This is a genomic window from Rhodococcus sp. C26F, assembly GCF_053345925.1.
Window position 1 is genome coordinate 23,807 of the sequence record NZ_JBKFBA010000023.1, and the last position, 26,320, is coordinate 50,126.

At 68.3% G+C, this 26,320-nt stretch carries 23 protein-coding genes; 17 read left to right on the forward strand and 6 right to left on the reverse strand.

All coding sequences use genetic code 11. The features are described from left to right. Positions 1 to 1,596: FUSC family protein (locus tag ACLBYD_RS20245; RefSeq protein ID WP_447817856.1), on the reverse strand; the 1,596-nt coding region annotated here is incomplete at its 3' end. Positions 1,597 to 2,220: 624 nt separating this feature from the next. Here ACLBYD_RS20245 and ACLBYD_RS20250 point away from each other — a divergent pair. The 3 genes from ACLBYD_RS20250 to ACLBYD_RS20260 all read left to right on the forward strand — a co-directional run bounded on the left by ACLBYD_RS20250 (position 2,221) and on the right by ACLBYD_RS20260 (position 5,565). Continuing rightward, on the forward strand, positions 2,221 to 2,916 hold the full coding sequence (locus ACLBYD_RS20250; RefSeq protein WP_217579246.1) for a hypothetical protein: 696 nt from the start codon (positions 2,221 to 2,223) through the stop codon (positions 2,914 to 2,916). 70 nt (positions 2,917 to 2,986) lie between these two features. Next, the gene (locus tag ACLBYD_RS20255) at positions 2,987 to 4,918 is read left to right on the forward strand and encodes a histidine kinase (protein WP_447817857.1); all 1,932 of its coding nucleotides are present in this window, start codon (positions 2,987 to 2,989) and stop codon (positions 4,916 to 4,918) included. Next, complete coding sequence (locus ACLBYD_RS20260) at positions 4,915 to 5,565, forward strand: response regulator (RefSeq protein ID WP_024102773.1); 651 nt, start codon at positions 4,915 to 4,917, stop codon at positions 5,563 to 5,565. Before ACLBYD_RS20255 ends, ACLBYD_RS20260 begins: the two co-directional genes overlap by 4 nt. Positions 5,566 to 5,573: 8 nt before the next feature. On the opposite strand, the gene ACLBYD_RS20265 is transcribed toward ACLBYD_RS20260, so the two are convergent. After that, positions 5,574 to 6,290 carry a GntR family transcriptional regulator gene (locus ACLBYD_RS20265; protein ID WP_071936150.1) on the reverse strand — a complete coding sequence of 239 codons (717 nt, stop codon included), beginning with the start codon at positions 6,288 to 6,290 and terminating at the stop codon, positions 5,574 to 5,576. 98 nt (positions 6,291 to 6,388) lie between these two features. Here ACLBYD_RS20265 and ACLBYD_RS20270 point away from each other — a divergent pair, with 98 nt between their 5' ends. From ACLBYD_RS20270 to ACLBYD_RS20305, 8 genes are all read left to right on the forward strand, one after another. Continuing rightward, positions 6,389 to 7,519, forward strand: a complete 1,131-nt coding sequence (locus tag ACLBYD_RS20270; protein ID WP_447817858.1) for a TIGR03364 family FAD-dependent oxidoreductase — start codon at positions 6,389 to 6,391, stop codon at positions 7,517 to 7,519. A 40-nt stretch (positions 7,520 to 7,559) separates the two neighbouring features. Beyond that, positions 7,560 to 8,231: a phosphonatase-like hydrolase gene (locus ACLBYD_RS20275; protein ID WP_071936546.1), complete on the forward strand. Its 672-nt coding sequence runs from the start codon at positions 7,560 to 7,562 to the stop codon at positions 8,229 to 8,231. Between the two features lie 24 nt (positions 8,232 to 8,255). Further along, complete coding sequence (locus tag ACLBYD_RS20280; RefSeq protein ID WP_071936152.1) at positions 8,256 to 9,224, forward strand: phosphate/phosphite/phosphonate ABC transporter substrate-binding protein; 969 nt, start codon at positions 8,256 to 8,258, stop codon at positions 9,222 to 9,224. 2 nt (positions 9,225 to 9,226) lie between these two features. Further along, positions 9,227 to 10,039, forward strand: coding sequence for a phosphonate ABC transporter ATP-binding protein (gene phnC, locus ACLBYD_RS20285; RefSeq protein WP_387398782.1), 813 nt, complete (start codon positions 9,227 to 9,229; stop codon positions 10,037 to 10,039). After that, positions 10,036 to 11,625 (forward strand): phosphonate ABC transporter, permease protein PhnE, encoded by a 1,590-nt coding sequence (gene phnE / locus ACLBYD_RS20290; protein ID WP_071936154.1) that lies wholly within the window; start codon positions 10,036 to 10,038, stop codon positions 11,623 to 11,625. The genes phnC and phnE overlap by 4 nt, the downstream gene beginning before the upstream one ends. Further along, positions 11,601 to 12,608, forward strand: coding sequence for a zinc-binding dehydrogenase (locus ACLBYD_RS20295; RefSeq protein ID WP_447817859.1), 1,008 nt, complete (start codon positions 11,601 to 11,603; stop codon positions 12,606 to 12,608). Before phnE ends, ACLBYD_RS20295 begins: the two co-directional genes overlap by 25 nt. Positions 12,609 to 12,766: 158 nt before the next feature. Continuing rightward, positions 12,767 to 13,981, forward strand: coding sequence for an acetyl-CoA C-acetyltransferase (locus ACLBYD_RS20300; protein ID WP_016695648.1), 1,215 nt, complete (start codon positions 12,767 to 12,769; stop codon positions 13,979 to 13,981). Between the two features lie 23 nt (positions 13,982 to 14,004). Continuing rightward, positions 14,005 to 16,152, forward strand: a complete 2,148-nt coding sequence (locus ACLBYD_RS20305) for a 3-hydroxyacyl-CoA dehydrogenase NAD-binding domain-containing protein (RefSeq protein ID WP_016695649.1) — start codon at positions 14,005 to 14,007, stop codon at positions 16,150 to 16,152. Positions 16,153 to 16,231: 79 nt separating this feature from the next. Here the strand turns inward: ACLBYD_RS20305 and ACLBYD_RS20310 are convergent, their stop codons facing one another. Together ACLBYD_RS20310 and ACLBYD_RS20315 are read right to left on the reverse strand one after the other, a co-directional pair. Next, positions 16,232 to 17,539, reverse strand: coding sequence for a class I SAM-dependent methyltransferase (locus tag ACLBYD_RS20310; protein WP_447817860.1), 1,308 nt, complete (start codon positions 17,537 to 17,539; stop codon positions 16,232 to 16,234). Next, positions 17,536 to 18,996 (reverse strand): FAD-binding oxidoreductase, encoded by a 1,461-nt coding sequence (locus ACLBYD_RS20315; RefSeq protein ID WP_447817861.1) that lies wholly within the window; start codon positions 18,994 to 18,996, stop codon positions 17,536 to 17,538. Before ACLBYD_RS20315 ends, ACLBYD_RS20310 begins: the two co-directional genes overlap by 4 nt. Before the next feature lie 148 nt (positions 18,997 to 19,144). On the opposite strand from ACLBYD_RS20315, the gene ACLBYD_RS20320 reads away from it, so the two are divergent. The 5 genes from ACLBYD_RS20320 to ACLBYD_RS20340 all read left to right on the forward strand — a co-directional run bounded on the left by ACLBYD_RS20320 (position 19,145) and on the right by ACLBYD_RS20340 (position 22,814). After that, entirely contained in the window at positions 19,145 to 19,579 is a 435-nt protein-coding gene (locus tag ACLBYD_RS20320) for an SRPBCC family protein (protein WP_026061346.1), read from the forward strand. A 104-nt stretch (positions 19,580 to 19,683) separates the two neighbouring features. Then, a complete protein-coding gene (locus tag ACLBYD_RS20325) occupies positions 19,684 to 20,007 on the forward strand; it encodes a YbaB/EbfC family nucleoid-associated protein (protein ID WP_016693176.1) in 324 nt (107 codons plus the stop codon). Positions 20,008 to 20,016: 9 nt separating this feature from the next. Beyond that, positions 20,017 to 20,625, forward strand: a complete 609-nt coding sequence (gene recR, locus ACLBYD_RS20330; protein WP_016693177.1) for a recombination mediator RecR — start codon at positions 20,017 to 20,019, stop codon at positions 20,623 to 20,625. Then, positions 20,622 to 21,221 carry a TetR/AcrR family transcriptional regulator gene (locus ACLBYD_RS20335; RefSeq protein WP_024102779.1) on the forward strand — a complete coding sequence of 200 codons (600 nt, stop codon included), beginning with the start codon at positions 20,622 to 20,624 and terminating at the stop codon, positions 21,219 to 21,221. Before recR ends, ACLBYD_RS20335 begins: the two co-directional genes overlap by 4 nt. Before the next feature lie 96 nt (positions 21,222 to 21,317). Then, positions 21,318 to 22,814, forward strand: a complete 1,497-nt coding sequence (locus ACLBYD_RS20340; protein WP_232238015.1) for an MFS transporter — start codon at positions 21,318 to 21,320, stop codon at positions 22,812 to 22,814. A 98-nt stretch (positions 22,815 to 22,912) separates the two neighbouring features. Here the strand turns inward: ACLBYD_RS20340 and ACLBYD_RS20345 are convergent, their stop codons facing one another. Together ACLBYD_RS20345 and ACLBYD_RS20350 are read right to left on the reverse strand one after the other, a co-directional pair. After that, the gene (locus tag ACLBYD_RS20345) at positions 22,913 to 23,878 is read right to left on the reverse strand and encodes an oxygenase MpaB family protein (protein ID WP_060653912.1); all 966 of its coding nucleotides are present in this window, start codon (positions 23,876 to 23,878) and stop codon (positions 22,913 to 22,915) included. Positions 23,879 to 23,882: 4 nt separating this feature from the next. Further along, positions 23,883 to 25,418, reverse strand: coding sequence for an aldehyde dehydrogenase family protein (locus tag ACLBYD_RS20350; protein WP_447817862.1), 1,536 nt, complete (start codon positions 25,416 to 25,418; stop codon positions 23,883 to 23,885). A gap of 130 nt (positions 25,419 to 25,548) precedes the next feature. Here ACLBYD_RS20350 and ACLBYD_RS20355 point away from each other — a divergent pair, with 130 nt between their 5' ends. Continuing rightward, on the forward strand, positions 25,549 to 26,298 hold the full coding sequence (locus tag ACLBYD_RS20355; RefSeq protein ID WP_051033022.1) for a GntR family transcriptional regulator: 750 nt from the start codon (positions 25,549 to 25,551) through the stop codon (positions 26,296 to 26,298). Positions 26,299 to 26,320 lie beyond the last annotated feature (22 nt).

Genomic DNA, 26,320 nt, shown 5'->3' on the forward strand with positions numbered 1-26,320 from the left:
GGGGCCCGGTCGTTCCGGCAGGGTCAGGATCCGGTAGCCGAGTTCGTGGAGTCGGCGATGTTCGGTCCAGCATTCCCGGGTCCACGCCGGCTCGGTGTGCGCGGCGATGACGGCCGCGGTGGTGGAGGCGTGCAGGTCGAACTCGAGGTCGCGGCGCAGTTCGGGCAGCTCGCGGACGTCCGTCGACGCGGCGATCCTCGTGACGGCGTCGCGGACGCGGCCGTCGGCGAAGTCGAGGACGCGACGGTGGGCCCGGGGAAGTACGCCCCACAGCACCGCGAGCGCGACGAGGACGCCGACAACGGTCTCGAGGAAGCGGTCGCGCGCGACCGTCACCAGATCGCCGGGGGCACCCAACCCGCCGAGGACGACGACGAGCGGGGTGATGAAGACCATCGCCAGGCCGTAGTTCCGCACCAGGAACATCTCCGTGCCGGCCATCACCGCGGCCAGCACCAGGACGAGGGCGACACCACCGGGATGGAAAGGCGTCAGGCAGGCCACCAGGACGAGCCCGAGCACGGTGCCGAGGAAGCGGTGCGCCGCCCGGTAGGAGCCGAGGATCCGATCCGGTCCCTGATGCAGGATCATCGCGGCCGTGATGACCGCCCAGTCGGGACGTCCGACGCCCAGCGCGATGGCGATCGTCCCGGCGAGAGGTCCCGCGACGAGCAGGCGCACGGCGATCGTCGCCGACCGACTGCGCAGGTGCGCGGCGCGCGCGAGGCGGTACCGCACGGAGGGACGTCGCAGCGGGGTCCGCAGTCGCAGATCGTCCTCGGGAACCGCCTCGTCCCGCGGACGCTCGTCCAGTGTCTCCGCGCATCGGAGGTGCGCCGCGCGCAGCGTCTGCTCCAGCGGATGCCCCGAATCGACGAGGCCGGCGTCGTGCAGGCACTGCCAGGCCGCGTGCAGATCGTGGACCGCGGCGCGGCGATTGCCGGGTGAGTTCTCCTCGAGGACCGCGTCGACGGCAGCGACCGCCGCGGCCACGGCGGTGCGTTCCGGGGTTCGCGGCCGGAACGGAGCGCCGGACACGGAGACCACGACGGCCGTTCCCGCGCCGATCGTCGTCCAGGCAGAGACCGTCGGGACGGACACTCCCAGCGCGGGGAGAGCGGACGCGATCTCGAGGGACAGCAACATCAGGAAGGCGCCGGGCGCACCCATCCGCAGGGCGTCGACGACGAAGGCGCACACCGCGACGGTCGCGGTCATCGCCGCGACGACCACCAGGTACCACCACGCCGACCCGCCCGCGGCCAGTTCGTGGTGGACGACCGAACCTGCGAGGGCACCGATCGTCGCCAGTGTCACGAGCACCGTCCCGATGACGGCGACCGCTCGGGCACGGACGCGATAGGGGCGTTGCTCGCCGTAGACGACGGCGAAGGCGCCGAGTGTGGCGATGGCGGAGACGGCGCCGAATCCGAGAGCGACGCCCACGAGACCGGGCACCGCGACCGTGGCGGCTGCGCGTGCGGCGCCGGGCCACCGGCGTCCCTGCCGGGGAACCGACAGCATCGCCGTCCGCAGAGGGGCGGGTGTGGGCAGCGGCAGGTCGACGACCCGATGATCTCCGCTCGCTTCCGCCACGTCGTACCACCTTAGGAACCGACGGGGCACTGCTTACCGCCGGCAGGCGCGCATGAGGCGCAGGTCACTGGGCTGATCCGCCGCATTTCCCGACGGAATATCCGACCCGGAATTCCGCGGCGTTCGAATTGCGAACGTATCGAATTCGCCGGTGGAAAATGCGTCGACTCGCATATTTCTCGTAAATAGGATAGAAGAGGGGAGCGCCTGTTTCGAAGTCGGGAGAAATTCGCCCGGCCCCGTGAAAGGACATTCCATGACACTCAATGTAGTGCTGTTGTTACTGGTACTGGCTGCGGCCTTCGCGTCCGTCGCCGCTCTTCATTCGGCGGACGAGCGCCGCACCCGAAATCCCTGAGTGAATTCGGGGCGACGCGGATCCTGCAACCCACGGAAATATCTGCGTCGACATCCTCGGTCGTGGGGGAGGTTGTGTGCGTTTCCGTCGGGAGAATCGCACACAACCTCCCCTCGGTTGTGGTAGGCGCACGACGTCTGCCCGACGAGGGACGCCGGCGGCGATCCCGGAAGGTCGGGACAGTCGTCCCTTCCACCCGGGACACCGGGCACCGGATCGTTCCTTCCACGACGCGCAGGGCGTCGCACCGATCCGAAGGGACCCTCATGAACACTCTCGGCACCGAGACCGAACCCCTCGCGCCGATCGCTCCCGACCGTCGTGGCCCCGGTTCGCTCTGGGCGTGGACGGGTGCGGTCGCCGGCCTCGCCGGCGTCGTGGGCATCCAGGCGAGCATGGCGATGAGCGCGGCATACAACGAGCGCACCGCCGGCAACGCGGTGGCGATCATGACCGAGTTCGCCGGGCAGCGCACGGCCATGCTCGTCATGCACCTGACGCTGATGGTGTCGACGACGCTGCTGCTCGTCTTCGCCGCCGGACTGCAGCGCCGGCTGCGCGCAGGCACTCCGGAATTCAGCCTCGTGCCGACGGTCGCGGCATTCGGTCTCGTGCTCACCTCGGTCGCGACCCTCATGGGCACCGGACTCGACACCGAGCTGCTGTTCGGCCTCGGCAACACCGATCAGATGGTGCCCGAGGTGGCGGTCTTCGCCTCGCATTGGATGGGCACCATCCCATGGCTGTGGGTCGGTGCCGGTGTCAGCGGCGTCGCGGTCGCGGTCGCGGTCCTGCGTCACCGCGCGGCGCCCCGCTGGATCGGTTGGGCGAGCATCGTTCTCGGTGGCCTGACACTGCTCCTCGGCATCTCCCCACTGCAGTACATGGCCGGCTTCACCGGCCCGGTGTGGGTGCTGGTGGCCGGAGTCGGCTTCGCCCTCGCGGACCGGCGTGCACGTTAGTGCCACTGCGAGCGGCCCAGCGGCGTATACCTGCCGCATCAAGGACACAGTGGTGCATACTCACCGCACCATGAAGGACACAGTCACGACGAACGGATCGGCGGGTACCGGGGCTCCGGTACCCGCCGCCGTCGTGGCCGTCGCCTCCTGGCTGCTCGCCGTTGCGGCCGTCGTCGTGTTCGTCGCGGCACGGCCCGCGCTCGATTCCGACCAGCTGTTCTTCCTCGTCGACGTCGTCGGAGCCGCCGTCTACGGGACGGTCGCCGGGGTGATCCTCGCCCGCCGGGTCCACGCCGTGCCGATCCTGCTGGCCGTCGCGTCGATCGGCGTCGGTGTGGCAGCGATGTCCTACAGCTGGACCCAGCTTGCCCTCGTCCGCCCCGAACTGCCCGTCGGATTCCTCGGTCCGCTGCAGAACACCACCTGGATCCCCGGGACACTCGCGTTGTTCCTGGTGGTGCCGTGGCTCGTCCGCGACCGTCCGGCCGATCCCGTGGTGCGGGCCGGGATCGGCGTCGGCGTCCTGACGATCGCCTGGTTCTTCTGGGCGCGCACCTTCACCGACATCGCCGACATCTGGTTCGTCGGACCCGTTGTGGCCGTGGGTTTCCTGACCGCCGGGCACGTCGAGTGGCGTCGCCGTCACGCCTCGGCGGGCGAACGATCCGGGACGGGATGGCTCGCGCTCGGCAGTGCCCTGATGACGGCCTCGTACATCCCGTTGGCGGTCCCGGACGTGCCGTGGATGCTCACACCGCTGCTCCACCTCGCGACGCAGGCCTTCTATCCCGTCGCGATCCTCGCCGTCGTGCTGCGCCAACGACTCTGGGGCATCGACCTCGCGGTGGGTCGCGCCGCGCTCGCCGGCAGTCTCACCGCCGTGCTCGTCACCTGCTATCTCGCGGTGACGGTCGCGGTGTCGCTGGTGCTCCCGAACGAATCGGTCTTCGCCCAGGCGGTCGCCGCCACCGCCGTCGCCCTGGCCGTGCAGCCGGTGCGGATGTGGCTCGGCCGGAAGGTGCACCGCCTCGTCTACGGCGACGGCGTCGACCCGGCACGCGCCGTCCGGATCCTCGGGCGGCACTTCGCCGGTGCCGATTCGCCCGACCTGCTGTTGGGCGAACTCGCCGCCGGAATCGGTACCGCACTGCGTCTCGAATCGGTCGAGGTGCGCCGCGGCGGCGACGTGATCGCACGCTGGGGGACCGCGACCGGACCCGTCGAGGAGGTTCCGGTCGGTAACGGCGACGCCACCCTCGCCGTCACCGCACCTCCGGGCGAATCGCTCGGGGCACGCAGCCGGCGGGCGCTCACCGAACTCGCGACCGTCGTCGACGCCGGGCTCGTCGTCCTGCGGTCGGCGGAGGACCTCGAAGACGCACGTCGCCGCCTCACCGAGGCGAGACTCGAGGAACGCCGCACCATCCGCCGCGAACTGCACGACGGTCTCGGCCCGTCGCTCGCCGGGGTGCGGCTCGGCCTGCAGGGCGCACGCAATCTCGTCACCACCGACCCGGACGCCGCGGCCGGACTCGTCGACGAACTGCTCCGCGAACTCGATCGGCAGGTCGACGGTGTCCGCGAGCTCTCGCGCAGTCTGCTGCCCCCGGTTCTCGACGAACTCGGCCTCACCGCCGCTCTCGACGAACTCGTGATCACCCACGCCCGCGCGGGATTCCGCGTCGACCTGCGGTCCGACCTCCCCGCCGGGATGTCCGGGCCGATCGCGTGGGCCGCCTACGGCATCGCCTCCGAGGCGATCATCAACGCGCGACGGCATTCCGGTGCCGACGAATGCACGGTGCGGGTCGCGGCGGAGGGCGACGTGCTGGCCCTCGACATCGTCGACGACGGACGAGGACTCGCGACCGACGCACGAGTCGGTGTGGGGACGCAGAGCATGCGGGAACGGGCCCGGGAGGTCGGCGGAACGGTGGCCATCGAACCCGGCGACCCGCGCGGTGTCGTGGTGCGGGCGCGGCTACCCTGGTCCGAATCATGAGCGACAACGGAGCGATACGCGTTGCGGTCGTCGACGACCATCCCGTCTTCCGCCTCGGTATGGCGGCACTGCTGGGCACCCTCGACGGGATCGACGTCGTGTGCCAGGCGAGTTCGGTGGGGGAGGCGCTCGAGGTCGTGACCGGCGATGTCGACGTCGTGCTCATGGACATCGAACTCGGCGACGGATCGGGGATCGACGCGACCCGCAGCATCCTCCGGAAGTCGCCGGGCACCCGCATCCTGATGGTCACGATGCACGAGGACGAGGACATCCTCGTCGCCTCCATCCGTGCCGGTGCCTCGGGTTATCTCGTCAAGGGGGCCGATCCGTCGGGGGTCGAACGGGCGATCCGGGCCGTGGCCGACGGTGAGATGATCGTCGGTGCGGCGGTCGCGGCGAAAGCCCTTGCGGCGGTCGCGACCTCCCGCAACACGTCGGCGGTCTTCCCGGATCTGACCGAACGGGAGCGGGAGATCCTCGACCTCGTGGCCCGCGGACTCGACAACGCCGCGATCTCCCGCCGACTCGTGCTCAGCCAGAAGACGGTGCGCAACCACGTGTCCAATATCCTCGGCAAGATCGGTGCAGCCGACCGGGCGAGCGCGATCGTCCGTGCGCGGGAAGCAGGCCTGGGCGTCGACTGACCTGCTGCTCAGGGAGTGACGGTCGTGACGAACGACATCCGGTCGCCGCGGTAGAGCGACCGGCGGTGCTCGATCGGGACGTCGTTCTCGTCGTAGGAGATCCGCTCGAGCAGCAGCATCGGTGTGCGGGTGTCGGCGTCGAGCAGCGCCGCCTCGCGCGCATCCGGCAGCGTGGTCTCGATCCGCTCGACCGCCCGCGCGAACGTGATCCCGTAGGAACGGATCGCGGCGTACAGCGACGACGACGGATCGAGCGTCCGGCGCAGATCCGGAAAGCGGTGTGCGGGAAGGCGCGTGCGTTCGAGTCCGACATGCACTCCGTCGGTGAGCAGGACACGTTCGAGTTCGAGGACGGGATCGCCGGGTTCGAGACCGAGGCGGCAGGCCAGTTCGTCGTCGGCGACGAGGTCGGTCCACGCGACGAGCACACGCCCGGCGCTGCGCCCTTCGAGCAGGGCGGCTTCGGTATAGGAACCGATGACGAGGGGCTGGACGATCTTCGGGCCGGCGACGACGGTGCTGCGGCCCCGCCGTTCGATGCGGCCGTCGACGAGCAGTTCTCGCAGTGCCTGGCGGACGGTTTCGCGGGCGACGTCGAACCGGGTGGCGAGATCGCGCTCGGAGGGGACCTGATCTCCCACGCTGAGCTGGTCGAGGAGGCACTCGACCTGGCGGCGCACGACCTGGTGCTTGAGGGTGCGCGCTTCGCGAACGACGGTGGCCACACATCCAGCGTAACCGAATTCCGGTCTATACCAACTGTTCACCGGGCGTTCGCCGAACCGACCCCATATGGTCTAGACCATCCGCCACTGTCGTCCCCATGCGAATCCTGATCATCGGTGGCGGCATCCTCGGCACCGCACACGCCGACGCCGCCGTCCGTCGCGGACACGACGTCCTGCACCTCGAACGCGAACCGGAAGCGCGCGGCGCCACCGTGCGGAACTTCGGACTCGTCTGGGTCTCCGGCCGCACACGTGGCGAACTCGACGCCACCCTGCGGTCCCGCGAGCTGTGGGAGGACCTCGGCGCCCGCGTTCCCGACGTCGGTTTCCGCGCGAACGGTTCGCTGACGCTGCTGCGCACCGACGCCGAGGTCGCCGTCGCCGAGGAAGCGGTCGCATGCGACGACGCGCAGCGACGGGGATTCGCCCTGCTCGATGCGGACGAGACGCGCCGCCGTAACCCCGCGCTACGTGGTAACTTCCTCGCGGCACTGCACTGCAGCACGGACGCCACCGTCGAATCCCGCATCGCGCTCCCGGCGATCCGGCAACATCTCGCCACCTCGGGCCGCTACCGGTTCCTGCTGTCCACAGAGGCCCGGGACGTCTCCCGCACGGCCCACGGGACCGTGCAGGTGCGCGACGACCACGGCACCGTGCACGAGACCGACCTCGTTCTCGTCTGTCCCGGCGCGACACTCGGTGGCCTCGCCCGCGACCTCGCCGGCGACCTGCCATTGCGCAGGGTCCGGCTGCAGATGATGCAGACCGCACCGCTCGGCGAAGACCTCACCACGTCGATCGCCGACGGCGACAGCCTGCGCTACTACCCGGGATTCGCCGGTACCGCCCTCGACGAGCTCACCGCCTCCGAGGAGCAACGACCCGTCGCCGCGCAGCATCGCATGCAGTTGCTGTGCGTCCAGCGCCTGCACGGCGGCCTCACCATCGGCGACACCCACGCCTACGACGAACCGTTCGACTTCGACGTCGACGAAGAACCCTACGACCACCTCGTCGCAGTGACGGAGGAGTTCCTCGGCCGCCGACTGCCGCGCGTCGTCCGGCGCTGGGCCGGTGTGTACAGCCAGTGCATCGACCCCACGGCGCTCGTGCACCGCACGAAGGCCGACGAGGACGTATGGGTCGTCGCCGGCCCGGGTGGCCGCGGTATGACGCTCGGCCCCTATCTCGGCGAGGAGACCGCCGACCTGCTCGGTCTCTGACATCCCGGAACCGGACGCCCCGAAACCCTTGGAGAAGAACATGACCATCCGACTTGCCGTGCTCGACATGGCCGGAACCACCGTCGCCGACGACGGACTCGTCGTTCGTGCATTCGACGAGGCGGCCACCGCCGTCGGCCTTCCCGCGAGCGGCCCGGAGCGGGACGACGCACGCAGATACGTCCTCGACACCATGGGGCAGTCGAAGATCGTCGTCTTCCGCGCACTGTTCGGCAGCGACGAACGTGCCCGGATCGCCAACGACGCCTTCGAACGCGCCTACGAACGATTCGTCGACCAGGGCGACGTCTCCGCCGTCCCCGGCGCCGAGAAGGCGATCACGCAGCTGCGTGAGGTCGGTGTGAAAGTCGTACTCACCACAGGATTCAGCCGATCCACCCAGGGCAGGCTGCTCGATGCACTCGGCTGGCACGACCTCGCCGACCTCGCTCTCACACCCGCCGACGCCGGTCGCGGACGCCCCTACCCCGACATGATCCTCACCGCCCTGCTGCGCACCGGTACCGACGACGTCCGTGACGTGGCCGTCGTCGGTGACACAGCAGGAGACATTCTGTCGGGTCTGCGCGCCGGCGCATCCGTCGTCGCCGGAACCCGCACCGGTGCCCACGACGAGGCGACGCTCCGTGAAGCCGGAGCCACCCACGTTCTCGACTCGATCACCGATCTGCCCGCTCTGCTCCTCGCCTGACCCTCGACACGAAGGACACCCCCCATGCGTTACCTGTCGTCCCGGCGCGCCGCCGCCTGTGCCGGTCTCGCCGCAGGACTCACCCTCGCCCTGACCGCCTGCGGTGGTTCGGATCCCGACGCGCTCACCGAACAAGGCTTCCCCGAAACCCTCACGCTCGGTGCGATTCCGGCCGAGAACTCGTCCGACCTGAAGGCGAGTTACGAACCGCTGCTGAAGATGCTCGAGGACGAGACCGGATCGACCGTCGAGTTCGTCCAGGCCTCCGATTACGCGGGCGTGGTCGAAGGCATGATCGCCGACAACGTCGACCTCGCCTTCTTCGGACCCTTCGCATATGTCGTCGCGCAGCTCAACGGCGCCGACACCACCCCGCTCGGCGCCGTCGTCCAGGATCCGGGCGCCGAACCCGGTTACCGCTCCTACGGTCTGACACAGTCGGGCAACTCCGGGATCGACAGCATCGAGGACTTCGCCGGCAAGGACGTGTGCTTCGTCGATCCCGGGTCGACGTCCGGATTCCTGTACCCCTCTGCAGGACTCATCGAAGCGGGAGTCGTCGGATCGGGCACCGAGCAGGATCTCGTCGCCGGCCTGACCCCGGTTTACGCCGGCGGACACGACGCCTCCGCACTGGCGATCGCAGCGGGCGACTGCGATGCGGGCTTCGCATTCGACACCATGGTCGACAAGACGATGATCGAGAGCGGCGACCTCCGGGAAGGCGAACTGAAGAAGGTCTGGGAATCCGAGACGATCGCCGGATCCCTGTTCGTCGGCGACAATTCCCTCGGTCCCGAGGTCGTCGAACGACTCGCCGGCATCCTCACCGAAAAGGGCAACGCCGACTACCTGCGCGCACAGGGATACTGCGACGGCGAATGCCGCATCACCGACGAACGTGCCTGGGGTGTCGTGCCCGCGACCGACGCCGACTACGACGGGGTACGCCACGTCTGCGAGATCACCGGCTCCGAGAAGTGCAAGGGCTGACGATGAGCATCGATCCCACCCACCAGGTCGCCGGCGACGATCTCGTCGTCTCCGCCCGCGGTGTCACCAAGGAATTCGGCACCACCACCGCGCTGTCCGGCGTCGACCTCGACGTCCACCGCAGCGAACTGGTCGTGCTGCTCGGCCTGTCCGGCTCGGGGAAGTCGACCTTCCTCCGGTGCCTGAACGGTCTGCACCCCGTCACCGAGGGCAGCATCGACGTCTCCGGAACACGCGTCGATCTCGCGTCGCGTCGTGAACTGCGGTCGCTGCGCAGGGACGTCGGATTCGTCTTCCAGCAGTTCAATCTGGTCGGACGGCTCAGCTGCCTCGAGAACGTACTCGTCGGCGGACTGGGCAGACTGTCACTGCCTCGCTACGGGGCACTCACCTACCCGAAGGCCATGCGTGTCGAGGCGCGGGAGCATCTCGACCGGGTCGGTCTCGCCGACCTCGCGGACCGGCGCGCCGACACACTCTCGGGAGGCCAGCAGCAGCGCGTCGCGATCGCGCGAACCCTCATGCAGCGGCCCACGGTCCTGCTCGCCGACGAACCCGTCGCCTCCCTCGACCCGGAGAACGCCGGCGTGGTCATGGATCTGCTGTTCCGGGTGTGCATGGAGGACAAGCTCACCGTCGTGTGCACGCTGCACCAGGTCGACCTCGCACTCGGCTGGGCACACCGCATCGTCGGTCTGCGCGACGGCCGCAAGGTTCTCGATCGCCCCGCGGTCGGTCTCTCCCGTGACGAGACCATGGAGATCTACCGGCGCGTCGAGCCTGCCTCCGACCCGCTCGGAGCCGGGTCGACATGAGCATCCTCGCCCCGCCCCGCAGTGAGCCGGTGTCCCACGACGCCGGTCGCGGCCGCCGGCGGACGATCACCGCCGGGTGGGCGATCGTCGCGGTCGCCGTCCTGGCATCGGCCGCGTATATCGATTTCGCGCCCGCGACTCTGCTCGACGGACTCGATTCGACGGCCGGCCTGATCGAACGCATGCTGCCGCCGCGACTCGACGATCCGGGCCGCATCGGTGTCCTCGCCCTCGAGACGCTGCTCATGGCGGTGCTCGGCACCGTCCTCGCGGCGGTCGCCTCGGTCCCGCTCGCATTCCTCGCGGCACGCAACACGACACCGCACCCGGTGCTCTACCGCATCGCCCGCGCCGTCATCACGTTCTGCCGCGCCATGCCCGACCTGCTGTTCGCGGTCCTGTTCGTCCGCGCACTCGGAATCGGCGTGCTCCCCGGTGTTCTCGCGCTCGCGCTGCATTCGATCGGCATGCTCGGCAAGTTGTTCGCCGACGCGATCGAACAGACCGACGCCGGGCCGCGGGAAGCCGTGCGCAGCACGGGCGTCGGGTACGTCCGCGAGATGATCAATGCGGTTCTGCCGCAGGTCGTTCCGTCGTGGACCGCGAACTTCGTCTACCGCATCGACATCAACCTCCGAACCTCCGTCGTCCTCGGTTTCGTCGGTGCCGGCGGCATCGGGTTCGCGCTGCAGGACGCACTGCGCGGGTTGGTCTATCCGCGTGCGCTCGGAATCGTGTGTGTGATCCTGGTGATCATCGCCGCGATGGAGGTCGTCGCCATCCTCGTCCGGCGCGCCCTGCTCACCCCTTCCGCGAGTGGGCCCGGACGCGAACGTGTCTCACGTATCGTCTTCTCGGCCACCGTCGTGGGATCCACGCTGCTCGCCCTGATCACCCTCCGTATCGACCCGCGCGAGCTGTTCACGTGGATCGGTCCGTCCCTCGAGGTCTTCACGCGTCTCGTGCCGCCGGACTTCGCCGCGGTGGGATGGGATCTCGCCGACGCGGTGCTGCAGACCCTCGCGATCGGTGCGGTCGCGACCGCTGTGGGTGCGGCGTTGTCGCTACCCTTCGGAATCCTGGCTGCGGGCAACGTGTCACCGCATCCCACCGTCTACGCCTCCGCGCGCGCCGTGATCCTCGTCGTGCGTGCCGTCCCCGAACTCGTCCTCGCGGTGATCTTCGTGGCCGCCATCGGACTCGGCCCCGTCGCCGGTGCGTGCGCGCTCGCCGTCGGATCCGTCGGATTCCTCGGCAAACTCGTCGCCGACGCCGTCGAGGAGATCGACTCCGGTCCGCTCGACGCGGTCCGCGCCGTCGGTGGCGGATGGTGGAAGACCTTGTTCGCCGCGGTGATCCCCCAGGTGGTTCCGTCCGTCGTCGGTTCGACGCTGTACCTGCTCGACGTCAACATCCGCACCTCGACCGTTCTCGGTGTCGTCGGCGCGGGAGGAGTGGGATTCCTTCTCTTCGAAGCGGTCCGGACGTTGAACTTCGAATTCGCCGGTGCGATCGTCGTCATCGTGTTCGCCGTCGTGTACGTCATCGAGAGGGTGTCGGGATGGATCCGTTCGAAGGTCGTGTGAGCCGCACGGCGGTGTGGACGGGGGCGGACATCGAGGTGCGGGAGGTGCCGATACCAGCCCTGTGCGACGGCGACGTGCTCGTCCGTGTCCGTCTCGCCACGGTGTGCGGAAGCGATCTGCACACCGTGTCCGGACGACGCTGCGGCCCGGCGCCGTCGGTGCTCGGACACGAAGGGGTCGGGGAGATCGTCGCGGTCGGCCCGCACGCCACCTCGGACGTGGGGGAGCGGGTCGTGTGGAGCGTGACGCGCGTGTGCCACGAGTGCGACCGCTGCCGATCCGGACGCACGGCCAAGTGCAGGTCGGTGACGAAGGTCGGTCACGAACCGTTCACCGGGCCGTGGCCGTTGTCGGGAACGTACTCCGAGTACATCGTCCTGCCCGCGGGCACGGAACTCGTGCCCGTCCCGGACCTGCTGCCCGACGTCGTCGCAGCCCCCGCCGCGTGCGCGACCGCCACTGCCGCCGCGGTGATCGACGCGGCCAGTGACCTCGCAGGACGCCGGGTCGTGGTGTGCGGTACCGGAATGCTCGGTGTCACGGCCGCGGCCATGTGCGTGGAGGCCGGTGCCGAGGTCGTGGTCCTCGACGTCGACCCCCGGCGCACCGCATGCGCCGAACGATTCGGTGCGGTCGCCGACGACGGTGGTTCCGTGGACGTCGCACTCGACTTCTCCGGGTCGTCGGAGGCGATCGCCGCGCTCGTACCGCGCCTGGACATCGGTGGCCGCCTCGTCCTCGCGGGATCGGTGGCCCCTGCACCTGTCGTCCCCGTCGATCCGGAGGCGATCGTGCGCGGCTGGCTCACCATCAGCGGGGTGCACAACTACGAACCCCGGCACCTGCGCGAGGCCGTGGCGTTCCTGACCCGCACGGTCGCCGTCCACCCCTGGGCCGAGCTCGTCGACGCCCCCGTTCCCCTCGATGCGCTGGGAGAAGTCCTGCACAGGGGGTCCGGCCTGCGGGCGGCGGTGGCTCCGTAGGCGGTTTCCGGACGTTCGGTTCGGTCACGGACACCGATCGCTTCGGTCCTTACCGCCGAGGGCCGTCCGCTTCTACCGTGGGGGAGGTTGGGCACGGCGGCCCTCTGCAGGGCCGTGGGTGCCATCGCTCCGCAAGCACGGGAAGGAACCTGCGCACTGTGACCACCGAGGCATTCATCTATGAAGCCATCCGAACACCACGCGGCCGAGGCAAGAAGACGGGCTCGCTGCACTCCGTCAAGCCGATCTCCCTGGTTACGGGCCTGATCGACGAGCTGCGTGTTCGCTTCCCCGACCTCGACGAGAACCGCATCTCCGACCTGATCCTCGGTGTCGTCGGCCCCGTCGGCGACCAGGGTGCCGACATCGCCCGCACCGCGGTCACCATCGCGAACCTGCCGGTCACCACGGGCGGCGTCCAGATCAACCGCTTCTGCGCCTCGGGCCTCGAGGCCGTCAACATGGCTGCGCAGAAGGTCCGCTCGGGCTGGGACGAGCTCGTCCTCGCCGGTGGCGTCGAGTCGATGTCCCGCGTGCCCATGGGCTCCGACGGTGGCGCGTGGATGCTCGATCCCGCCACCAACTACGACAGCTACCTGGTTCCCCAGGGCATCTCCGCCGACCTCATCGCGACCATCGAGGGCTTCACCCGCGAGGACGTCGACGCCTACGCACTGCGTTCGCAGCAGCTCGCGGCGGCAGCCTGGTCCGGCGGCTACTTCTCCAAGTCGGTCGTGCCGGTCAAGGACCAGAACGGCCTGACCATCCTCGACCAGGACGAGCACATGCGTCCGGACACGACCCTCGAGGGTCTGGCCAAGCTGCAGCCGTCGTTCGCGACCATAGGTGAGATGGGCGGCTTCGACGCCGTGGCGCAGCAGAAGTACCACTTCGTGGAGAAGATCAACCACGTCCACCACGGCGGCAACAGCTCGGGCATCGTCGACGGCGCGGCACTCGTGCTCGTCGGTTCAGAGCAGGCCGGCAAGGACCTCGGTCTGACCCCGCGTGCCCGCGTCGTCGCCACGGCCACCTCCGGTGCCGACTCGACGATCATGCTCACCGGCCCCACGCCGGCCGCGCACAAGGTTCTCGCCGCGGCGGGCCTGACGGTCGACGACATCGACCTGTTCGAGATCAACGAGGCCTTCGCCTCGGTCGTCCTGAAGTTCCAGAAGGATCTGAACATCCCGGACGAGAAGCTCAACGTCAACGGCGGCGCCATCGCGATGGGCCACCCGCTCGGCGCCACCGGCGCCATGATCACCGGCACCATGATCGACGAGCTCGAGCGCCGCGGAGCCAAGCGCGCCCTCGTCACCCTGTGCATCGGTGGCGGCATGGGTGTGGCCACCATCATCGAGCGCGTCTGACACCGGAAGGAATCCGAAAAACAGTGAGCGACAACATGATTTCCTGGGAGAAGGACGCCGACGGCATCGTCGTGCTGACCCTCGACGACCCCAACCAGGGCGCCAACACGATGAACGAGCTGTACAAGGCGTCGATGAAGGCCACCGTCGACCGCCTGTACGAGGAGCAGGACTCCATCACCGGTGTGGTGATCACCTCCGCGAAGAAGACCTTCTTCGCCGGCGGCGACCTGCGCAACATCATCGAGATCGGCCCCGACGATGCGCAGGCCGCGTTCGACGAGGTCCAGGGCATCAAGGCCGACCTGCGTCGCCTCGAGACCCTCGGTAAGCCCGTCGTCGCCGCCATCAACGGCGCGGCTCTCGGTGGCGGTCTCGAGATCGCCCTTGCGACGCACCACCGCATCGCCGCCGACGTCAAGGGCGTCCAGATCGGCCTGCCCGAGGCCAGCCTCGGTCTGCTCCCCGGTGGCGGCGGCATCACCCGCACCGTGCGCCTGCTCGGCATTCAGACCGCTCTGCTCTCGGTTCTGCTGCAGGGCAACAAGTACAACGCCGTCAAGGCCAAGGAGATCGGCCTGGTCCACGACGTCGTGGGTAGCGTCGAGGAGCTCGTCCCGGCCGCCAAGGAATGGATCAAGGCCAACCCCGAGGGCGGCGTCCAGCCGTGGGATGTCAAGGGCTACAAGATCCCCGGTGGCACCCCGTCCAGCCCGGCCTTCGCCGCGAACCTCCCGGCCTTCCCCGCGAACCTGCGCAAGCAGATCAAGGGCGCCCCGATGCCGGCTCCGCGCGCCATCATGGCCGCCGCCGTCGAGGGCTCGCAGGTCGACTTCGACAACGCCTCGACCATCGAGTCGCGGTACTTCGTCGAGCTCGCCACCGGCCAGGTCGCGAAGAACATGATCCAGGCGTTCTTCTTCGACATGCAGTCCATCAACTCGGGCGCCTCGCGTCCGAAGGACGTGCCGAAGCGTGAGATCAAGAAGGTCGGCGTTCTCGGTGCCGGCATGATGGGCGCGGGCATCGCCTACGTCTCCGCCAAGGCCGGTTTCGAGGTCGTCCTCAAGGACGTCACCCTCGAGGCCGCCGAGCGTGGCAAGAACTACTCCGAGAAGATCGAGGCCAAGGCGCTCTCGCGTGGCAAGACCACCGAGGAGAAGTCGAAGGCTCTGCTCGACCGCATCAAGCCGACGGCCGACGCCGCCGACTTCGCGGGTGTCGACTTCGTCATCGAGGCCGTCTTCGAGAACACCGAGCTCAAGCACAAGGTGTTCCAGGAGATCGAGGACATCGTCGATCCCGACGCGCTGCTCGGTTCGAACACCTCGACGCTGCCCATCACCGGTCTCGCGACCGGCGTCAAGCGTCCCGAGGACTTCATCGGTATCCACTTCTTCTCGCCGGTCGACAAGATGCCGCTGGTCGAGATCATCAAGGGTGAGAAGACCTCCGACGAGGCCCTGGCCCGCGTGTTCGACTACACGCTCGCGATCCGCAAGACCCCGATCGTCGTCAACGACAGCCGCGGCTTCTTCACCTCGCGTGTGATCGGCACGTTCGTCAACGAGGCCATCGCCATGCTCGGCGAGGGCATCGAGCCCGCGACCATCGAGCAGGCCGGTTCGCAGGCGGGCTACCCGGCTCCGCCGCTGCAGCTGACCGACGAGCTGAACATGAAGCTCATGCAGAAGATCGCGAAGGAGACCGAGGAGGCCGCCAAGCAGGGCGACACCAAGCTCGGCACCACGCGGCATCCTGCACTCGACGTCGTCGACTGGATGATCGAGCAGGGCCGTCCGGGCCGCCTCGAGAAGGCCGGTTTCTACGAGTACGACGAGAACGGTAAGCGCCTGGGTATCTGGCAGGGCGTGCGCGATCACTACAAGACCGAGGCGACGCTCGATGTGCCGCTGCAGGATCTGATCGACCGCATGCTCTTCGCCGAGGCGATCGAGACCCAGAAGTGCTTCGACGAGGGTGTTCTCGAGACCACCGCCGACGCCAACATCGGCTCGATCCTCGGCATCGGCTTCCCGGCCTGGACCGGTGGTGTCGCTCAGTACATCGTCGGCTACCCGGGTGGCAAGGAAGGCTTCGTCAAGCGCGCCGAGGAACTCGCCGCCAAGTACGGCGAGCGCTTCAACCCGCCGGCGTCGCTGCGCAGCTGACGCACACGACGGTTGCACGGAAGGGCTNCGGGAGCCCTTCCCGTTCGCGCTCTTCTGCTTTCGTGCCGATGAGGTCGGGCTAGGCGACCCACCAGGGGCGCAGCGGCGTCTGCGGCTTCTTGTCGTCGCCGAGCTTGACCGCGAGCACCTGGTGCAGCTGCACCACGTTGCGTTCGAAGCCGAGGCGCGAGCCGGCCATGTACAGACCCCACAGGCGGGCCGTGCCTTCACCGACCTCGGCGACGCAGGCCTCCCAGTCCTTCTCGAGGTACTCGCACCAGCCCTTCAGTGTCAGGGCGTAGTGCTCGCGCAGGTTCTCCTCGTGCATCACCTCGAAGCCGATGTTCTGCGCCTCGGTGATGATGCGGCCCGAACCGGTGAGCTCCCCGTCGGGGAAGACGTACCGGTCGATGAACCCACCGGCCTTGGCGCGGGTGTTGTTGGTCGGCCGGGTGATGCAGTGGTTGAGCAGCAGACCGCCCACCCGCAGCTTGCCGTGGAGGAACCGGAAGTAGGCCGGATAGTTGGCGACACCGATGTGCTCGGTCAGGCCGATCGACGAGATGGCGTCGAATCCTTCCTCGGGCACGTCGCGGTAGTCGGAGTGCCGGACCTCCGCCAGGTCGCTCAGGCCCTCCTCGACGATGGCCTTCTGCGCCCACTCGGCCTGCTCCTTGGAGAGCGTCACGCCGAGGGCCTTCACACCGCGCCGAGCGGCGTAGCGCACCATACCGCCCCAGCCGCAACCGATGTCGAGCAGACGGTCGCCCGGCTTCAACCGCAGCTTCTCGAAGACCAGACGGTACTTGTTCTCCTGGGCGTCCTCGAGGCTCTGATTCTCGGATTCGAAGACGGCGCAGGTGTACGTCATCGAGGGGCCGAGAACGTACTCGTAGAACTCGTTGGACACGTCGTAGTGGTGATGGATGACCTCGGCGTCGCGCGACTTCGAGTGCCGCAGACCCTCGGCGATGCGGCGCCAACGCGGCAGGTGCTCCTGCGGCGGCGGTGCGATCGGCTTGAGCAGTTCGGTGCCGAGCGACCGGGCGATCTGCGCGAGGATACGTGCCGGGGGACGCTCGAAGTGCAGGTCGCCGAGCGAGGCGAGCAACTCGTAGGGGTTGCCGGGATGCACTCCCTTCGCCTGGAGATCACCCGAGATGTACGCCCGTGCCATGCCCAGATCGCCAGGGGCAGTGGCAATGTACGTCGCGCCCTTGGGCGATGCGAGATGCAGACCGTAGGGGGAGTCGTCGGGGCCCGCTGCCGATCCGTCGTAGGCCGTGAAGCGCAGCGGCATGTCGCCGCCGGTCACGATCTCGACGATCTGGGCGAGTGCGAGCTTGTCCTCGGTGGACCGATCGTTGTCGGTCTTGAATATGGTCACTTTCGTTGCACCGCCTTCGAAAACAGGTCCAGTAGACGGGACCGAGGGTCGTATTTCTGCTTGAGAGCGGGGTATTCACCGCCGCCGTAATAAAGTTTCTCGAACTCGTCCTTCGAGTAGTAGGAGTCCGAGTAGAGCGATTTGTGCCCGTCGAGTTCGGCGACCTTCTTCTCGATCAACCGGTTGGCGGCGCCCTCCTCGGCGCCGGGCACGATGGGAACGGACGACCAGAACCCGACGTTCACATAGGCGCGCTTCGGCTCGAGCGGGTACAGCGGCCACGGGCGCTGGGCGTCCGAGGTGCTCGGACGACGGGTGTCCGGGGACGACTCGATGTCGCGCAACTTCAAGGGGCACAACCAGATCGGCTCGATGGGAATCTCGTCGAGGAACCACTCGACGAATTCCTGCGTGCGTTCGAGCGGGACCTCGATGTCCTGCACGACGCGCTCGCGGGGCGGATTGCCCTTGCGTGCCTCGATCCGGTCGGCCACCGAGTACTTGTGGTCGAGTGCGATGAGCTTCCAGTAGAAGCTGCTGCGCAGCAACTGCTTCGGCCACAGCCGGCGGATCTTCGGGTTCTGGGCACCGAAAGCTCGTGAGCACCAGAACCAGTCGGTGTCCCACCGCCACAGATAGTCGCGGATCGTGAGCCGATCCTCCTTGGGGCGGTTGACGGAGACGTGCTGGATCGACCGGTAGTAGATGTCCTGCCCGGTGTAATCGCTGACGGGGCCCGGCTCGTCGGTCTGCGTGCCGATCGTCAGGTAGCTCTCGGTCGCGGAGAAGACGACGCCGTCGAGGTAGTCGACCGGCGTGCCGTCCCAGGTCCGCTCGTCGACGATCCGCGCGAGAGCGGACTGCAGATCGGCGATCGTGTCGAAACGCAGGTGACGCAGCGCGACGAAACGCTTCACCGGTTCGAGTTCGATCCGCAGGCGCGTGGCGTATCCGAGCGAACCGTACGAGTTGGGGAAGCCGTGGAACAGGTCGGCGTGCTCACCCTCGGGGCGGGCCGTGACGATCTCGCCGGACCCGGTGAGGATGTCCATCTCGAGCACCGACTCGTGGGGGAGACCGTTGCGGAAGGACGTCGACTCGATGCCGAGCCCGGTGACGGCGCCGCCGAGCGTGATGGTCTTCAGCTGCGGGACGACCAACGGTGCGAGGCCGTAGGGCAGGGTCGCGTCGACGAGGTCCTCGTAGGTGCACATGCCGGCGACGTCGGCGGTGCGGGCCTGCGGGTCGACGGAGATGACACCGCCGAGGCCGGAGACGTCGAGCCCCGGCGCGTTCACCGCGGCGCGTGCCCGGAAGAGGTTCGACGTCTTCTTCGCGAGTCGCACGGGCGCGTCGGCCGGAATCGCGCTGTACGAGCGCAGCAGGCGGTCTACACCCTGGCGGTGTACCGCCTCCCCGTACGGGACCTTCACACCTGACGATCTCGGCATCTGCATTCGACTCCTTCGGAGCGGCGCATCAGTGGCACGTCCACAATAGACCCGGCGGTCGCATCCGTCCCGGAACGCGCAGGGCAGGATGGATGCTGTCGTCACAGGCACATTCGAGCCCGCATCAGCGCGGAAGAAGCAGAAGGAGTCGTTCATGGCACAGGTCAGCGCAAGCAGTTCGATCCAGTTGGCGGCAGCTCCCGAGGCGGTGCTCACCGCCCTGGCCGACTACGAGACCGTGCGCCCGCGCATCCTCACCGAGCACTACCGCGACTACCGCGTGATCTCCGGCGGTCGCGGCGACGGCACCGTCGTGCACTGGATCCTCCAGGCCACGGAGAAGCGTCAGCGCGACGTGCAGGCCACCGTGTCGGTGAAGGGCAGTACCGTCACGGAGACGGACGCGAACTCGACGCTCGTGACGACCTACAGCGTCGTGCCGAACGGGACGGGTTCGACGGTCGTCGTGCTCACTCAGTGGAAGGGTGCCGGTGGCGTCAAGGGCTTCTTCGAGAAGACGTTCGCGCCGCTCGGCCTGAAGAAGATCCAGCAGCAGGTGCTCGAGAACCTGAAGAAGGAAGTCGACTGAGCCCGGTTCCGTCGACCTCGGCGTCTGTGTCGACCCCGATGCGCGGCGACTAGGCTGGCATCACAAACGTGCAGAAAGGACGTGCCGTGCAACCCGGTGGTGGAATGCCCGACATGCAGCAACTCCTCGCTCAGGCCCAGCAGATGCAGCAGCAGCTCGCCGCTGCACAGAACGAGATGGCGCAGGCGGAGGTCACCGGCCAGGCCGGCGGTGGCCTTGTGACGGCGACGGTCAAGGGCACGGGCGAGGTCGTGTCCGTGAAGATCGATCCGAAGGTCGTCGACCCCGAGGACGTCGAGACCCTGCAGGATCTCGTGGTCGGTGCGATCGCCGACGCCTCGGCGAAGGCCCAGGAGATCGCGGCCGAGAAGCTCGGTCCGCTCGCGGGTGGGCTCGGCGGCGGAATTCCCGGCCTGCCCGGTTTCTAGAGGTCGGCGTTGTACGAAGGACCGGTACAGGACCTCATCGACGAGCTGGGCAAACTTCCGGGCGTCGGCCCGAAGAGTGCCCAGCGCATCGCGTTCCACCTGCTCTCGGTCGAGCCGCCCGAGATCGACCGCCTGCAGGCGGCGTTGCAGCGGATCCGCGACGGCGTGCAGTTCTGCGAGGTCTGCGGAACGGTCTCCGACCAGCAGCGTTGCCGCATCTGCTCCGATCCTCGCCGCGACCGCACGGTGATCTGCGTGGTCGAGGAACCGAAGGACGTGCAGGCGATCGAACGCACCCGTGAGTTCAGGGGGCGCTATCACGTCCTCGGTGGTGCGCTCGACCCGCTCAACGGCGTCGGCCCCGACCAGCTGCACATCCGCGAACTGCTCACCCGCATCGGCAACCAGGAGGACGGCGTCGACGTCTCCGAGGTGATCATCGCGACCGACCCCAATACGGAGGGCGAGGCGACGGCCACCTATCTGGTGCGCATGCTGCGCGACTTCCCGGGGCTGAGCGTCACCCGCCTCGCGTCGGGTCTGCCGATGGGCGGCGATCTCGAGTTCGCCGACGAGCTGACGCTCGGACGGGCGTTGTCGGGGAGGCGGGCGATGTGACCGTGCGCAGCACGGAGGCATCGCACCGGGGTGAGCCCGAGAAGCGTCGCCGGACTTCCGACGAGACCCGGAAGCTGATCATCGAGGCTGCGGGGAAGGCGTTCGCGACGCGCCCCTACCGCGACATCACGCTCAAGGACATCGCGGAGGAAGCGGGGGTCAGCGCACCGCTGATCATCAAGTACTTCGGCTCGAAGGAGCAGTTGTACGAGGAGCTCGTCGACTTCCAGTACGGCGCGCAGGTGCTGTTCGACGGGCCGCTCGAGAGCCTGGGGGAGCGGATGGTCGCGATGCTCGCCCGCCCCCTCGAGCCCTACAAGCCGTTGTCGATGAACATCCTGTTCATGAGCGGGGGCAGCGAGGAGAGCAACCGCATGCTCCGTGACAACTACTCCGCGCAGATGGTCGACGCGCTCGCCGCGCGGCTGCCGGGGCCGGATGCCCGGCTCCGGGCCGAGCTGGCGATGTCGGCGGTGATGGGGTTGGCGATCATGCGGCGCCGCATGATGCAGGAGCGCGCGACCGGCACGGTCGAGGAAGTCGTGGCCATGTACGCGCCGCTGGTCCAGCGGTTGCTCGACGGAGACGGTTCTTAGCGGCACGAATGACCTTGGTCACTACTCTTGAGGGTAAATAGCCGTTCACCTAATGTGGTGAACGGCTATTTACCTGTTTGGCGAGAGGGGGTGTCGATGTCGATCTCGCTCCCCCTGCGCCTGCACGTGGCGGGTAGGTCCGCCTCCGCGCCGACGCGCTCGGCGTCCGGAACGACGAAGGCGAGCGGACCGGCGGAGAAGAAGACGCGCAACCTGCGGCATCTCGTCTTCCCGGTTCTCGCGGTCGGTGCCGTCTTCCAGGCCATCATGCAGACCGTCATGGTGCCGCTCCTGCCGAGCATGCCGGGCTTCACCGGCGCCGGAACCACCGCCGTCTCGTGGCTGGTGACGAGCACCCTGCTGGTCGGTGCGGTGATGACGCCCATCTTCGGCCGTCTCGCCGACATGATCGGCAAGAAGCGGATGCTCCTCATCGCGTTCTCGCTCATGACCCTCGGCTCGTTGATCTGCGCGCTGACCTCGGACATCGGACTGCTCATCGTCGCCCGTGGCCTGCAGGGCGCCGGCGCGGCGGTGCTGCCGATCGGCATGGCGATCCTTCGCGAGGTCCTGCCCCGTGAGCACGTGGAGCGCTCGATCGCGATGCTCAGTTCCACCCTCGGCATCGGCACCGCGGTCGGTATCCCGTTCGCGGCCGCCATCGTCCAGTTCGCCGACTGGCACCTGCTCTTCTGGACCACCGCCGCCATCGGCGCCGGTGTCGCCCTCGCGGCGTGGATCGTCATCCCGGAATCGGACACCCGCACCGGCGGTCGCTTCGACGCCGTGGGCGCCGCCGGCCTGTCCGCCGCCCTGGTGTGCCTGCTCGTGCCCATCACCCAGGGCAGCACGTGGGGCTGGACGAGCCCCGCGGTGCTGCTCTCGTTCGCCGCGTCGGTGCTGCTGTTCGTGCTCTGGGGAGTGCAGCAGCTGCGCAACCGCAACCCGCTCGTCGACCTGCGTGTCTCGGCCCGCCGTTCCGTCCTCGCGCCGCACCTGTCGGCACTGCTCGTCGGGTTCGCCTTCTACGGCAACACCCTCATCACCACGCAGCTGCTGCAGGCGCCGTCCGGGCACGGAGCCGGATACGACCTGACCATCCTCCAGGCCGCGGCCTGCCAGCTCGCCGCGAGCTTCGCGATGATGATCTTCGCGATCGTGGCCTCCCGGATCACCGAACGTTTCGGACCCAAGATCACGATCATGACCGGAGCGGTCTTCCTGCTCGCCGGCTACAGCGTCCACGCGGTGCCCGGCAAGCCGCTGTGGCTCGTCGTCGCCGCCATCTTCGTCGCGGCGATCGGCACGTCGCTCGTGTACTGCACGCTGCCGGTGCTCCTCCTCGGCGCGGTGCCGCTGTCGCAGAACGCCGCGGCGAACGGCGTCAACGTCCTGCTCCGCACCGTGGGCAGCACCGTCTGCAGCGCGGTCGTCGCCTCGGTGCTCGCGGCCCACACCCTCGGGGGCGGGCTCGGCATCGGCACCGCGGGCTTCGTGATCGCCTATCTCGTGTGCGCCGGTTGCGCCGTGGTCGTCTTCGTCTCGGGCTTCGCGCTCCCGTCGAAGCAGGCCCTGCGGCCCGTCGAGAACTGAGCCCGGCCCGCTCCTCCCGGAACAGTTACGGCCCCGCACCCCGGTGGTGAAACCGGAATGCGGGGCCGCCCCTCCTGTCCCCCAGGTCTGTCGGTGCGTCAGTGTTCGACGCCCAGATCGTTCGGACGGTAACCGAGGGGGTAACCCGGATACGTCCGGTTGGTGGCGTTGCCCGCCGACAGCGACACGCGTCGCTTCGGCAGTCGCCGCACGAACGCCGACCGTGCCCGCAGCGCGCCCTCGACGATCTCCGTCAGCTGCGGTGAGCTCTTCGGGAAACCGAACGCCGACGCCATGCGGTCGTCGATCAGCGCGAAAACGACCTTCTCGATGCCCTTGTTCAGCACCTTCGGGTACCACGACTGGAACAGGCGCAGCGTGTAGGTGCCGATGGCGTGGTTGTCGTCGCTGTAGGTGAACTTCTCGCGCTCGTATTCGAGCTTGAACCGGTGGAACTCCTGGAACGACTCCGGGATGTCCTTGATGCCCATCCGGATGCCCACCTGGCGGTAGAAGTAGAACGACGCCAGCCGCTCCTTCGGGTGCAGGCGACGCCACCCGTAGCGGTCGATCCAGTCGAGCGGGTCGTACACGAAGGTCGACAGGACGTACAGCATGTCGTCGTTGTCGATCGAGTACTTGCCGTGCATCCGGTTGATGTTGCGCAGCGACTCGCGTCCCCGCTCGGCGTCGTAGCCGTGCTCGACCAGCTCGGCCATCAGCAGCGCCGTGTCGTCGTACCGCTTCTGCGGCCGCTTCTCGAACTCGCCGGTGCGGGCGAGCAGCTCCGAGATGCTGGGCACGCAGTACGTGCGGAAGAGGGCGAACTCGAGCGACCGCTGGTAGTCCCACGGGAACTCGTAACCGGCGGTGATCCGCACGATGTCCTGGTGCTGCGTGACCGGGTCGAGCTCCTCGATCACCTCGACCCAGCCCATCCGCCCACGCTTCGGGTGCGGGTCCCTGTTCGGGGGTGGGAACGTACCGGCCTTCTCGATGCGTGCCTCGGGCTTCGCGACGACGGCGGCCTTCCGGCTGCGAGTGCGCGGGGGAGTGGTCGTCATCGGCTCACCTTCCGTGCATGAACTTGAGCATCGCCTGCGAGATCTTCAGGTCGCGCTCCGGACGCTCGAGGCTCATGAGCTTGAGCGGCGAGCTGAACTTCGCCACCGTGACGGACTTGGGACGGCTGAACTCGCGCAGGCCGTCGGCGCCGTGGATGCGGCCGAAGCCGGACTCGCCGATGCCGCCGAAGGGCAACGAGGCGATGGCGGCGAAGCCGAGCACCGAGTTGACCGACACCATGCCGTTGCGCAGGCGTTCGGCGAGCTGACGGCCCTTCTTCTTGTTGCGCGTGAAGATCGACGCACCGAGACCGTAGTTGGTTCCGTTCGCGCGTTCGACGGCCTCGTCGAGGTCGCGGACCTTGTTGACGACGACCGTCGGGCCGAAGGTCTCCTCGCACACCGCGGCCGAGGTCTCGGGCACGTCGGTGAGGATGACGGGCTCGACGATGCGCTCCTGCACCGAATCGAGTCCGCCGAGGACGGCCTTGCCGCCGGACTTCAGGGCGTCCTCGATGTGACTGCGCACGATGTCGACCTGGCGCGGAAGCGTCATGGGGCCGTAGGTGGAGTTCTCGTCGCCGCCCGGCTTCGCGCGCCGGACGGTGGCGGTGAGCTTGTCGAGGAACTCGCGGTAGACCGGCTCCTCGACGTAGATGCGCTCGACACCCGCGCAGGTCTGGCCGGCGTTGCCGAACGCACCGAAGGCGGCGAACTCGACGGCCTCGTCGATGTTCGCGTCGGCCGCGACGATCATCGCGTCCTTGCCGCCGCATTCGGCGACGAGCGGGGTGAGCGACTCGGCGCACACCGCCATGACCTTGCGGGCGGTGGGGCCGGAGCCGGTGAAGGCGACCTTGTCGACACCCGAACGCACGAGCGTCGAACCCGTCTCACCGAGACCGGTGATGACCTGGAAGACCGGCTGGGTGGGAGCGATCGAGTTCCACTTGTCCTCGAGCCACTTCGCGACACCGGGGGTGAGTTCGCTCGGCTTGAAGACGACGGCGTTGCCGGCGGCCAGCGAGTAGGCGATCGAACCCATCGGGGTGTACACCGGGTAGTTCCAGGGGCCGATCACGCCGATGACACCGAGGGGCTTGTACTCGAGGGTCGCGGCCTGGTTGAAGCTCGCGACGCCCGAGGGCACCTTGCGAGGCCTGAGGACCTTCTTGGCGTTCTTGGCCGCCCAGTCGAGGTGCTCGACCGCCAGCATGACTTCGAGGAAGGCGTCGCCGAAGGGCTTGCCGGTCTCCTTCGCCACCACCGATGCGAGCGAGGTCGCGTCGGACGCTATGGCCTTCTTGAACTCGAGGAGCCAGTCGCGGCGGCCGCGGAAGCCCTGCGCCTCCCACCAGCGAGCGGCGACGCGGGCGCGCTCGACGGCCGCGCCCACGGCGGCCTCGTCGGCGATCGGATACTCGGCGATCACCTCGCCGTTCCGGGGGTCGAGGCTGGCGAAGGTGTCGGTGTTCGCTGCCGTGGATGCCTTGTCCGAGCTGCTCTTCGCGTTCTTCGGACTGGTGAGGTTCTGGGTCATGTTCGACACTTCCTGGTGGACCACATCACATATATTTGATGTGATAGCTGTAGTGGACATCACATTAGGCGTTCGCGGGCCAATTGGACAACCCCCGTGCGCAGTTGTCCGGATTCCCACAGGAGACACGATGGCGGCACCGACACGCAGCCCCGGGACAGTGGCGGATCACGCTGCGGCACCCCGACGTTCGGAGGGGGCCGTGCGGCGCCGTCCGCAGCTTTCCGACGAGGTGGCCGGTCACCTCCGCGGCTCGATCATGTCCGGCGCGTTGCGTCCGGGCGACTTCATCCGGCTCGACGAGACCGCCGTCGAGCTCGGCGTCAGCGTCACCCCCGTCCGGGAGGCGTTGCTGACGCTGCGCGGGGAGGGAATGGTCGAATCCGCCCCGAACCGCGGCTACCGGGTCTCGCCCCTCACGCGCGGCGACATCGACGACATCTTCTGGCTGCAGGGACAGATCGCCGTCGAGCTCGCGCTCCGAGCGGTCGACCGTGCCACGCCGGCCGACCTCGAGCGTCTGTCCGAACTCAGCGAGAGGCTGCGCAGGCTCGTCGTCGTCCCGGAGGGAGTGACACCCGACATCGAGCGGATCGCCGACGCGGAGTTCGACTTCCATCGTGAGCTCAACCGCATCGCCGACAGCCCCAAGCTCGCGTGGTTCCTCAACACCGCCGCGCGCACGATTCCGTACCGCCTCTACGCGCGCGACGCCGAGTGGGGAACGCTCGCCATCCGATCGCACACGAAGCTGATCGAGGCGATCGCCGCGCAGGACCACAGCGAGGTGATCACGCAGACGCTGGTGCAGTTCGAGGACGCGGCCGCGCGTCTGGTCGCCCACCGCGAGCGAGCGGGTGTCGATTCGCCTTCCGGATAGGCACTTGCCTATCTGAGTACGG

Coding starts and splice junctions, on each gene's coding strand:
- ACLBYD_RS20250 (WP_217579246.1), top strand. CDS start 2,221: ATGAACACTCTCGGCACCGAGACCGAACCCCTCGCGCCGATCGCTCCC.
- ACLBYD_RS20255 (WP_447817857.1), top strand. CDS start 2,987: ATGAAGGACACAGTCACGACGAACGGATCGGCGGGTACCGGGGCTCCG.
- ACLBYD_RS20260 (WP_024102773.1), top strand. CDS start 4,915: ATGAGCGACAACGGAGCGATACGCGTTGCGGTCGTCGACGACCATCCC.
- ACLBYD_RS20270 (WP_447817858.1), top strand. CDS start 6,389: ATGCGAATCCTGATCATCGGTGGCGGCATCCTCGGCACCGCACACGCC.
- ACLBYD_RS20275 (WP_071936546.1), top strand. CDS start 7,560: ATGACCATCCGACTTGCCGTGCTCGACATGGCCGGAACCACCGTCGCC.
- ACLBYD_RS20280 (WP_071936152.1), top strand. CDS start 8,256: ATGCGTTACCTGTCGTCCCGGCGCGCCGCCGCCTGTGCCGGTCTCGCC.
- phnC (WP_387398782.1), top strand. CDS start 9,227: ATGAGCATCGATCCCACCCACCAGGTCGCCGGCGACGATCTCGTCGTC.
- phnE (WP_071936154.1), top strand. CDS start 10,036: ATGAGCATCCTCGCCCCGCCCCGCAGTGAGCCGGTGTCCCACGACGCC.
- ACLBYD_RS20295 (WP_447817859.1), top strand. CDS start 11,601: ATGGATCCGTTCGAAGGTCGTGTGAGCCGCACGGCGGTGTGGACGGGG.
- ACLBYD_RS20315 (WP_447817861.1), bottom strand. CDS start 18,996: ATGCAGATGCCGAGATCGTCAGGTGTGAAGGTCCCGTACGGGGAGGCG.
- ACLBYD_RS20320 (WP_026061346.1), top strand. CDS start 19,145: ATGGCACAGGTCAGCGCAAGCAGTTCGATCCAGTTGGCGGCAGCTCCC.
- ACLBYD_RS20325 (WP_016693176.1), top strand. CDS start 19,684: ATGCCCGACATGCAGCAACTCCTCGCTCAGGCCCAGCAGATGCAGCAG.
- ACLBYD_RS20340 (WP_232238015.1), top strand. CDS start 21,318: ATGTCGATCTCGCTCCCCCTGCGCCTGCACGTGGCGGGTAGGTCCGCC.
- ACLBYD_RS20345 (WP_060653912.1), bottom strand. CDS start 23,878: ATGACGACCACTCCCCCGCGCACTCGCAGCCGGAAGGCCGCCGTCGTC.
- ACLBYD_RS20350 (WP_447817862.1), bottom strand. CDS start 25,418: ATGACCCAGAACCTCACCAGTCCGAAGAACGCGAAGAGCAGCTCGGAC.
- ACLBYD_RS20355 (WP_051033022.1), top strand. CDS start 25,549: ATGGCGGCACCGACACGCAGCCCCGGGACAGTGGCGGATCACGCTGCG.